Genomic DNA, 1,735 nt, shown 5'->3' with positions numbered 1-1,735 from the left:
ATAAATATCACTGTATATATCAATGTATATTTTATCATAACTAAAATGATAAACCTGAGGTAAGTGAATTATGGCAAGTGTGGGAATGTTTGACTCATGTATCACTGGACATTGGTTCAGCCAGAAAGCAAAAGATATCTGGTCTGATCTGAGCACAATTCAAAGCTGGCTCGATGTAGAAGCAGCATTGGCATTAGCCCAAGCTGAATTAGGGATGATCCCCAAGTTTGCTGCGGACATAATTGCAGAGAAGGCTCATGTTAAACTGTTAGATACAGATAAAATATCTGCAGGTATTAAAGAAACCATGCACCCTTTTGTACCTGTATTGCGTCAATATGAAGCCATTTGTGGTACTGAAGCTGCGTCATATATACATTGGGGTGCCACAACCCAAAATATTTTTGATACAGGTGCTGTATTACAATTAAGAAAAACACATAACATTATTCTGTCAGAACTTGATAATGTGCTTAATGCAATGGCTAAGCTTGCCGCCGATACGAAGAATATTCCTCAGGCGGGNAGAACGCATGGTCAGCATGCACTGCCGATCACCTTCGGTTTTAAAGTTGCAGGCTGGCGTGCTGAAATCCGGCGACATAGAGCGCGCTTAATACATGCCGCTGAGGATGCTTTCATCGTCACGATGGGGGGCGCCGTGGGTGTTTTTTCAGCGATGGGTGGCAATGGACGAAATGTGCAGAATAAAGTCGCAGAGCTACTGGATCTTAAATCATCGACGATCCCTGTCAGATCGTCTTGTGACTCATTAGCCGCTTACATTAATGTTTTTGGCTTACTTGCTGCTACCGTAGAAAAAATTGGTGAAGAAGTTATTTTCTTACAACGAACCGAGGTTGCTGAAGTTGAAGAGAGTTTTCATCATGGCAAAGTAGGCAGTTCCACTATGTCACAAAAGCGAAATCCACAGCATACCCAGAATCTGGTGGGTATATCACAATTGCTGCGCTCAAGAATGATGTTGGGTAATACATCAATGATAAGAATGAATGAAGGGGATGCTGCTGAGAGTAATATTATGGATGTGTCATTACCTGAGGTGTCTATTTTTGCTGTATCTATTGTGGAGGGGCTACACAAGCTGATCTCTGGTTTGAATGTTTACCCTGAAAACATGAAGAAAAATCTAGATATATCCGGCGGTTTAATCCTTTCTGAAGCCGTGATGATGCAATTAGCGGAACACATTGGCCGCCCAGCCGCACATCATATTCTGTATGAGGCAGCAATGAATTCAATAGCGAAAAAACTCACATTTGCTGAATCAATTCATGATGAACTTAAGAAAGCAAATGTTCCAGATACGTTGGATATTAATAAAATCCTGGATCCTTTGTATTACCTTGGTGAATCAGCCGAATGTGTAGATGATGAGTTAAAAGAATAATCCCGAGATGGATTTAACCGTCTAATGTTCAATGAGCTTAAAATGTGAACCTTCATCATTTTGGACTCACTTTTAATGTATGTTGAAATAATGGTAGTTTTTTTATAAGTGACCGTCTAGATGGTCACTATTTATTTTGGTGTTTTATGGTGACCATTAATAATTCCACCTGACGTTAAATCTAATGTCCATACATTAACTATTTGAAACTGTCACGTTGTTAGTCGCGTTTACTTACCTAAATTAGTTGAACTTTAGTCTATTTGGCGGGTTATGTTCATTGGCTGCCTGATGGCAACGCTGATGATTTTGGATATAAATGAG

Annotated in this window: 1 protein-coding gene; it reads left to right on the top strand. The window is 39.9% G+C overall.

Annotation, left to right across the window (positions count from 1 at the left end; translation table 11 throughout):
* Nucleotides 1–70: 70 nt before the first annotated feature.
* Nucleotides 71–1,411: a class-II fumarase/aspartase family protein gene (locus tag V2A85_RS23430; RefSeq protein WP_372558603.1), complete on the top strand. Its 1,341-nt coding sequence runs from the start codon at nucleotides 71–73 to the stop codon at nucleotides 1,409–1,411.
* Nucleotides 1,412–1,735 lie beyond the last annotated feature (324 nt).

Source organism: Yersinia sp. 1252 StPb PI, assembly GCF_048593885.1.
Lineage (GTDB): Bacteria > Pseudomonadota > Gammaproteobacteria > Enterobacterales > Enterobacteriaceae > Yersinia > Yersinia enterocolitica_E.
This window is presented reverse-complemented; position numbering and strand designations above follow the sequence as displayed.